We start from the raw sequence: 7283 nt of genomic DNA on the forward strand, positions 1-7283 counted from the left end.
TCGACGGCCGCGCCGAGCCAGAGGCTGCCCGCGCGCGAACGCAACGACCGGCGGCGCGCGCGGACGAACGATGCCTCAGTTGTCAAAGCCGACCTTGTCGACGAGCTGGCTGGCCGCCTTGCGGTGCTTCGCGATGTCGGCCAGCGGCAGCGGGTCGACCTTCAGCGTGCCGAAGCTCGCGATCACCGGATCGAGCTTCACGTTCGCGCGCACCGGGTATTCGTAGTTCGCCTGCGCATAGAGCGCCTGTGCTTGCGGCGACACGAGGTACTCGAGCAGCTTCACCGCGTTGGCCTTGTGCGGCGCGTGCTTCGCGACCGTCGCGCCGCTGATGTTGACGTGCGTGCCGCCGCTCTTCGCGTTCGCGAACGTCGGCCGCACGACCTTGATCGCGTCGCCCCACTTGCGCGCATCGGTGCCCGGCTCCGCGTTCTTCATGTGACCGACGTAATACGCGTTGGCGAGGCCGACGTCGCAGATGCCGCCGAGAATGTCGCGCGCGACGTCGCGGTCGCCGCCCGTCGCCTTGCGCGCGAGGTTCGCCTTCACGCCGCGCAGCCACTTTTCGGTCGCGGCCTCGCCGTCGTGCGCGATCATCGCCGCGACGAGCGCCGTGTTGTACGGATGCTGCCCCGAGCGGATGCAGACCTTGCCCTTCCATTTCGGATCGGCGAGATCCTCGTAGCGGAACGCGTCGACCTTCAGGTCCTTCTCTACATACAGCACGCGGTCGCGCAGCGACAGCGCGTACCAGTCGCCCTGCGCGCCGCGCAGCTTCGCGGGAATCGCGTCGTCGAGCACCTTCGAGCGCACCGGCTGCGCGAGCCCGCCGTCGACGAGGTCGAGCAGGTTGCCGATGTCGACCGTCATCAGCACGTCGGCCGGCGATTGCGCGCCTTCCGCCTTCACGCGCTCCAGCAGGCCGTCCTTCACGAATACCGTGTTGACCTTGACGCCGCTCTGCTGCGTGAACGCGTCGATCAGCGGCTGGATCAGCTTCGGTTCACGGGTGGTGTACAGGCTCACTTCCTCGGCGGCATGGGCCAGCGGCGCGAATGCGGCGGCGGCAAGGGCGAGGGCGCCGGCGAGCGGCAGCAGGCGGGTGCGCGGATTCGACATGGAGACTCCGGTGAGGCAGGCGGACGAAGAGGCGTTCCGGGGCGTGCCTGCCGCCCGAGCGACCCGAAACATTACAAAGCGAAAGATTTCGGATTCTAGATCGAAATGGGAATGATTATCAAATGAAAGGTATCGGAAAGCTTGGCGGAAGGCGGGAGGAGGGGGGCGTAACGGGGCGTCGCGGTGCGGGCGCAAGCGCGTAGAATGCCCGCTTCAACGAATTCGACGGAGCAGGACCGACCATGAACGATCAGCGCAAGAAGAACCCTGTCCGCAACGTGAGCATCCTGATCGTCGTGGCCGTGCTGCTCGTGATCGGGACGATCGCGTACAACGCGATCTCGCAGAAGCACGCGTACGACGAGGCCCATCCGGCCGAGGCCGCGAGCGCTGCGTCGCACTGACGTCGGCACGGCGAGCATGATCGCTGCGGCCCGGTTGGCTGGGGCGCAAGCGACGTGCGGGAAAGGCGGGAGGAGCGGGGAAGCGGCGGACGACGCGTGATGCGCCGCATCGCGCCGGGACAGACGCGGGCGCCGGACCCGGCGCGCCGCATGGAAAGGTCAGTCGTGCGTCAACGTGACGCAGCCGCGAACTTCGGGCGGATCCGTGCGTAGAACACGACCGCGAGCAGCACGAGCCATCCCGCGCCGACGTAGAGCGCGACGCGCGTGTCATCGAACCAGCCGAGCATCACGATCACGAAACCCATGAACGCGATCGTCAGCGCGGGCGCGACGGGCCACAGCGGCACCTTGAACTTCAGCGCGGCGACTTCCGCGTTCGACAGGCGACGGCGCATCGCGACCTGCGACAGCAGGATCATCAGCCACACCCACACGGTGGCGAACGTCGCGATCGCCGCGACCACCAGGAACACGTCCTTCGGCATCAGGTAGTTGAGCACCACGCCGACCAGCAGCGCGCCGGCCATCACGAGCACCGTGACCCACGGCACGCCGTGCCGCGATGTCGTCATCAGCACGCGCGGCGCCTGGCCCTGCCGCGCCATCCCGAACATCATCCGGCCCGCGCCGAAGATGTCGCTGTTGATCGCCGAGATCGCCGCGCTGATCACCACGAGGTTGAGGATCGTCGCGGCCGACTTCACGCCGAGCGCCGAGAAGATCTGCACGAACGGGCTGCCGTCGCTGCCGACGCCGGTCCACGGGCTGATCGACATCAGCACGACCATTGTCAGCACGTAGAACAGCAGGATGCGCGCGGGCACCGCGTTGATCGCGCGCGGAATCACGCGCTCCGGATCCTTCGCCTCGCCGGCGCTCATCCCGATCACCTCGATGCCGCCGTACGCGAAGATCACGACCGACAGCGATGCGATCAGCCCGCCGATCCCGTTCGGGAAGAAACCGCCATGGTTCCACAGGTTCGCGAATGTCGGCACGTCGGCCGAATGGCCGAAGTGCATGCCGGTCAGCAGGATCGCGACGCCGCCGCCGATCATCGCGACGATCGCGCCGACCTTGATGATCGACAGCCAGAATTCGAGCTCGCCGAATACCTTCACGTGGCACAGGTTCAGCCCGCAGATGACCGCGACGACGCCGAGCACCCAGATCCATTGCGGCACATCCGGAAACCAGAAGCTCATGTAGATGCCGAACGCGGTGATGTCGGCGATCGCGACGATCACCATTTCGAGCGTGTAGGTCCAGCCGGTGACGAAGCCGGCGAACGGGCCGAGGTTTTCGGTCGCGTAGTGGCCGAACGAGCCGGCGACGGGTTCGCGCACGGCCATCTCGCCGAGCGCGCGCATCACCATGTAGACGGCCGCGCCGCCCAGGATGTAGGCCAGGATCACCGCCGGGCCCGCGAGCTGGATCGCGGACGCCGAGCCATAGAACAGGCCGGTGCCGATCGCCGAGCCTAGCGCGAGAAAGCGGATGTGCCGTGCGCTCAGATGGCGCTGCAAGTTCTTCATCGAGTCTCCGATATCGTTATGCGACGGACCGGGCGAGCAGGGCTGGCCCGGTCGGCTCAAGTTGTCTATACAACTTGAATGTGAACGAATGATAACAAGCCGGGCCATGTGACCGGAATCGGGTATTCCCTGACTGGCGCAACCGGTTGAATCGCGGGTGGGACAATCGCGCGGCGCGCGCAGGGGCCGCGTGGGGCGGGCGGGTCATGCTGCGGAACGGTATTGCGGGAGCGGGGAAGCGGTGGAGCGCCGCCGGTCGGCCCGCTTGCGTGCGCGGCCGACCTGCGGCGGAAACGACGTCATGCCGTCATGCGGGCAGGCGGATGACGCTCGCGTCCTTGCGGATCAGCAGCGACGACGCGAGCATCTGCTTGCACTGGTGCGCGAGCACCTTCAGGTCGTGCGTGAGCTCGGCGCCCACCGCGTCGGATTTTTCCGCGGACACGACCATCGCGTCGAGGTCGCGCGTGATCTGCTTCGTCGCGTCGAGCTGGTCGGCCGGCGGCGGTTCGCCCGCTTCCGCCTTCTCGAGGTTCTCAAGCACGGCGGACAGGCCGCGGTGCAGCGCGTCGTCGTGGACGAGGTTCTCGTCGGCCGCGCACGCGCTGCGGATCAGCGGCGCGGCGGCGGTGATCTGCGCGCCGAGCACGTGCGTCTGCACGAGCAGGTCGTTCAGCTCCGGCACGAAGCGCTGGTGCGCCTTCGGCTCGATCATCATCCGCTGGAACGCCTGGCCGAGGTTCGCGAACGCGATGTGCACGTCCTTGCGCGCGAGGCGGTAGCGGTAGTCGTCGTCGAGGGCTGTGGTGGGCGCTTCGATCGCCGCGGCGACGACCGGCACGACCGCCGCGCCGTCGGCGGTCGGCACGGGCGGCGGCGATGCGCCGCGTCCGGCGCGCCACACGGCCTCGAAATACTTGCGGGTCGACGTCAGCATGTCGGTGACGAGCTTGCCCATCAGCCGGTATTCCCAGTACGGGAACAGGCGGCTCGCGGCGATCGCGATCATGCAGCCGACCACGGTGTCGATCGCGCGCTCGCCGATGATCCGCATGCTGCCCGGCGCGAGCAGGTGGAACATCAGCAGCACGTACGACGACGTGAACACGACGCTCGCCGCGTAGTTGAACAGCAGCAGGCTGTAGCTCATCACCATCGAGCCGAACATGATCGCGATCAGCAGGTGCGGCTCCTTTACCGTGTAGATCAGCGCGATGCTCGCCGCGCAGCCGATCAGCGTGCCGACGATCCGCTGCGCATTGCGCTGCTTGGTGAGCGAGTAGCCGGGCTTCAGGATGATGATGGTCGTCATCACGATCCAGTATGCGTTCGTGAGCGGCAGCAACCGGCCGAGCCAGAAGCCGACCGCCACCGCGATCGTCACGCGCAGCGCGTGGCGAAAGCTCGGCGAGCGCATGTTCAGGTTCGAGAAGATCAGGAGCGGCGACATCCGGCGCCGCTGCAGGAAGCGCGTAAGCGCCTTGTCGATCTTCAGTTCCATCTGCTGCGGGTCGGCATGGCCCGACAGGTTGCGGCGCATCCGGTCGATCAGGCGCGTCGCGCTCCAGATGCGCCGGAACGTCGCGAGCACGGCCGCGTACGCTTCCGCATTGCTGGCCGGGAAGTTCTTCTTGCGCATCAGCTCGATCTCGTACTCGATCGCGCGCAGTTCGGCCTTTACGCTGATTCGCGAATGCGGCGCGCGGTTTTCGAGCACCGCGAGGCCGATCTGCTCGAGATCGGCGGCTGCCTTGCGGATCAGGTCGCGGTAGAAAATGATCAGGTCCGAGCCGCCGAACGTGTTGCGCACGAGCGGATAGTCGGTGTGCGCGCCCACGAACAGCTCGTGCAGGTCGACGCTGTTGATGAACAGGTTGTACATCGTCGCGCGCCCGGGATCGAGCTTGCCGCGACGCAGCTTCGGCAGATTGCGCAGCACGATGTCGCGCGCGGTTTCCTGCGTTTCGACCGCGGTGATCTGCTTCGCGACGAGGTTGCGGTAGCACTCGTCGAGATCGGCGTCGAGATCGTAGAACTGCGCGCGCGCGAGCAGGTAGTCGGCGCATGCGAACAGGCTTTCGGCAAGCGCCTGCTGTTCGATCCGGCGCGCCTGCCATTGCGACACGAACGTCGCCCAGTACGTGTACCAGAGGCCGCCCGCGAGAATCCAGCCCGCGTTGACGAACGCCTGCAGCGGCGTGAAGTTCTCCTCGAGCGTCATCACCATCATGAACAGCGTCGCGAAGCTGATCTGCGGCCAGCGATTGCCGTAGACGACGATCAGCGACAGCACGAACGTGAGCGGCACGATCGTCAGCCACAGCCCGAAGATGTTCGGCGTGGCGAGGCCGGTCGCGAGCGCGGCCAGGAAGCCGATCACGCTGCACGCGAGCATTTCGTTGTGCTTGTACTTCAGCGGGCCCGGCATGTCGACGACGCACGCGCCGAGCGCGCCGGTCGAGATCGTGAAGCCGAGCTCCCGGTTGTGAAACACGATCAGGCACAGCACGGCCGGCAGCGACACGCCGACCGCGATCCGCAGGCCGCCGAAAAAGTACTGGCTGTAGAGAAACTTTCTGATTTCGACCGAATAGCGCATCGATGGGCTGAATGACAGACGAAGACGCCGGGGCGGCGTATTGACTGGCGACGAGTCTATCGTATTTCGCGGTCCGCAAAACCTGGCCTTTCGGCCGAGGTTCGTCGTGACGGTCCTTTTGCTATCCTTGGTGCTTCTGTTCGCCCGGCCCGGCCGGCGCGACGCTTCGACACCCGCTTGATGCTCCATCTCTTCTATTCGAACCGTCACGAAACGCTCGCCGACGCATTGCTCGACGACCTCGCCGCGTTCCCGGCCCGCAACGGCCCGTGGGCGCCGCAGCAGGTCATCGTGCCGAGCGCGGCGCTGCGCCGCCGTCTCGAGCTCGACATTGCCGCGCGCCACGGCGTGTGTGCGAACGTCGAGTTCACGTATCTCGCGCAATGGCTGTGGGCGCAGATCGGCCGCGTGCTGACGGTGCCCGCGCGCTCGCCGTTCGCGCCCGACCGCCTCGTATGGCGCTGCTACCGGTTGTTCGCGCAGGCCGCGGGTGGCGCGCCCTGGTTCGCGTCGCCGCGGCTGGCCGCGTATCTGTCCGCGTCCGACGACGCGATGCGCTACGAGCTTGCGCAGCGCGTCGCGGCCGTGCTCGATCATTACCTGACCTATCGGCCCGAATGGCTGGCCGCGTGGCAGGCCGGCGAGTCGGTGCTCGCGGGCGACGCCGCGCCGTGCGGGATCAGCGATGCCGCACGCGACGACGAGCACTGGCAGGCCGCGCTGTGGCGCGCGCTGCTCGCCGAGCTGAGCGACAGCGGCACGCCGCCCGCGCATCGCTTCCTCGTGGAGGCGCGCAACCTCGATTCCGAAACCGTTGCGCGCGCCGACTGGCCGGAATCGGTCAGCGTCTTCGCGCTGCCGACGATGCCGCCGCTGCACGTCGCGCTGCTGCGCGAGCTGTCGCGCTGGATCGACGTGCGCGTCTATGCGCTCAACCCGTGCCGCGAATTCTGGTTCGACATCGTCACCGCCGCGCATGCCGAGGCGCTCGATGCGGCCGGCCGGCTCGACTACCAGCAAGTCGGCCATCCGTTGCTCGCGGAGTGGGGCCGGCAGACGCAGGCGCAGCTGCACATGCTGCACGAACTGACCGAAAGCGCCGCGTTAGGCGACGCGTCCCGTTTCGTGGGCAATCCCGCGCCGACCTGGCTCGCGCGCGTGCAGAACGCGATCCTCGACCTGCAGCCGGAAGCCGAACTCGGCGACCCGCCGGCCGAGCGGGGGATCGAGGTGCACGTGTGCCACAGTCTCGCGCGTCAGCTTGAGGTGCTGCATGACCGCCTGCTCGCGTGGTTCGACGCCGACGCGACGCTGCAGCCGTCCGATGTGCTGGTGGCGGTCGCCGATCTCGCGGCGGCCGGGCCGCTGATCGATGCGGTGTTCGGCACGGCGGGCGCCGGCGGCGCGCGCGTGCCTTACCGGATCACCGGCCTGCCGCCGTCGCAGGCGAATCCGGTCGCGCGCGTGCTGCTCGAATGGCTCGCGTTGCCGGAGCGACAGGTCGGCGCGCCGGAGCTGGTCGAATGGCTGCGCGTCGACGCGGTGGCGGCCCGTTACGGCATCGACGCAGCCGCGCTCGAGACAGTGCAGACCTGGCTCGCGGCCGCCGGCGCGCGGCGCGGG

General features: G+C 67.7%; 5 protein-coding genes. 2 read left to right on the forward strand and 3 right to left on the reverse strand.

Annotation, left to right across the window (positions count from 1 at the left end):
- Positions 1 to 75: 75 nt before the first annotated feature.
- Positions 76 to 1119, reverse strand: coding sequence for a Fe(3+) ABC transporter substrate-binding protein (locus F3J14_RS32495; RefSeq protein ID WP_166726403.1), 1044 nt, complete (start codon positions 1117 to 1119; stop codon positions 76 to 78).
- Positions 1120 to 1361: 242 nt separating this feature from the next.
- Here F3J14_RS32495 and F3J14_RS32500 point away from each other — a divergent pair, with 242 nt between their 5' ends.
- Positions 1362 to 1523 (forward strand): hypothetical protein, encoded by a 162-nt coding sequence (locus tag F3J14_RS32500; RefSeq protein WP_006754390.1) that lies wholly within the window; start codon positions 1362 to 1364, stop codon positions 1521 to 1523.
- A 170-nt stretch (positions 1524 to 1693) separates the two neighbouring features.
- Here the strand turns inward: F3J14_RS32500 and F3J14_RS32505 are convergent, their stop codons facing one another.
- Positions 1694 to 3061, reverse strand: a complete 1368-nt coding sequence (locus F3J14_RS32505) for an amino acid permease (protein ID WP_166726404.1) — start codon at positions 3059 to 3061, stop codon at positions 1694 to 1696.
- 307 nt (positions 3062 to 3368) lie between these two features.
- On the reverse strand, positions 3369 to 5660 hold the full coding sequence (locus F3J14_RS32510; protein WP_166726405.1) for an FUSC family membrane protein: 2292 nt from the start codon (positions 5658 to 5660) through the stop codon (positions 3369 to 3371).
- Positions 5661 to 5840: 180 nt separating this feature from the next.
- On the opposite strand from F3J14_RS32510, the gene F3J14_RS32515 reads away from it, so the two are divergent.
- On the forward strand, positions 5841 to 7283 hold a 1443-nt coding region (locus F3J14_RS32515), incomplete at its 3' end, for an exodeoxyribonuclease V subunit gamma (protein WP_166726406.1).

This window comes from Burkholderia sp. Tr-862 (assembly GCF_011753085.1).
GTDB classification, from domain to species: domain Bacteria; phylum Pseudomonadota; class Gammaproteobacteria; order Burkholderiales; family Burkholderiaceae; genus Burkholderia; species Burkholderia ambifaria.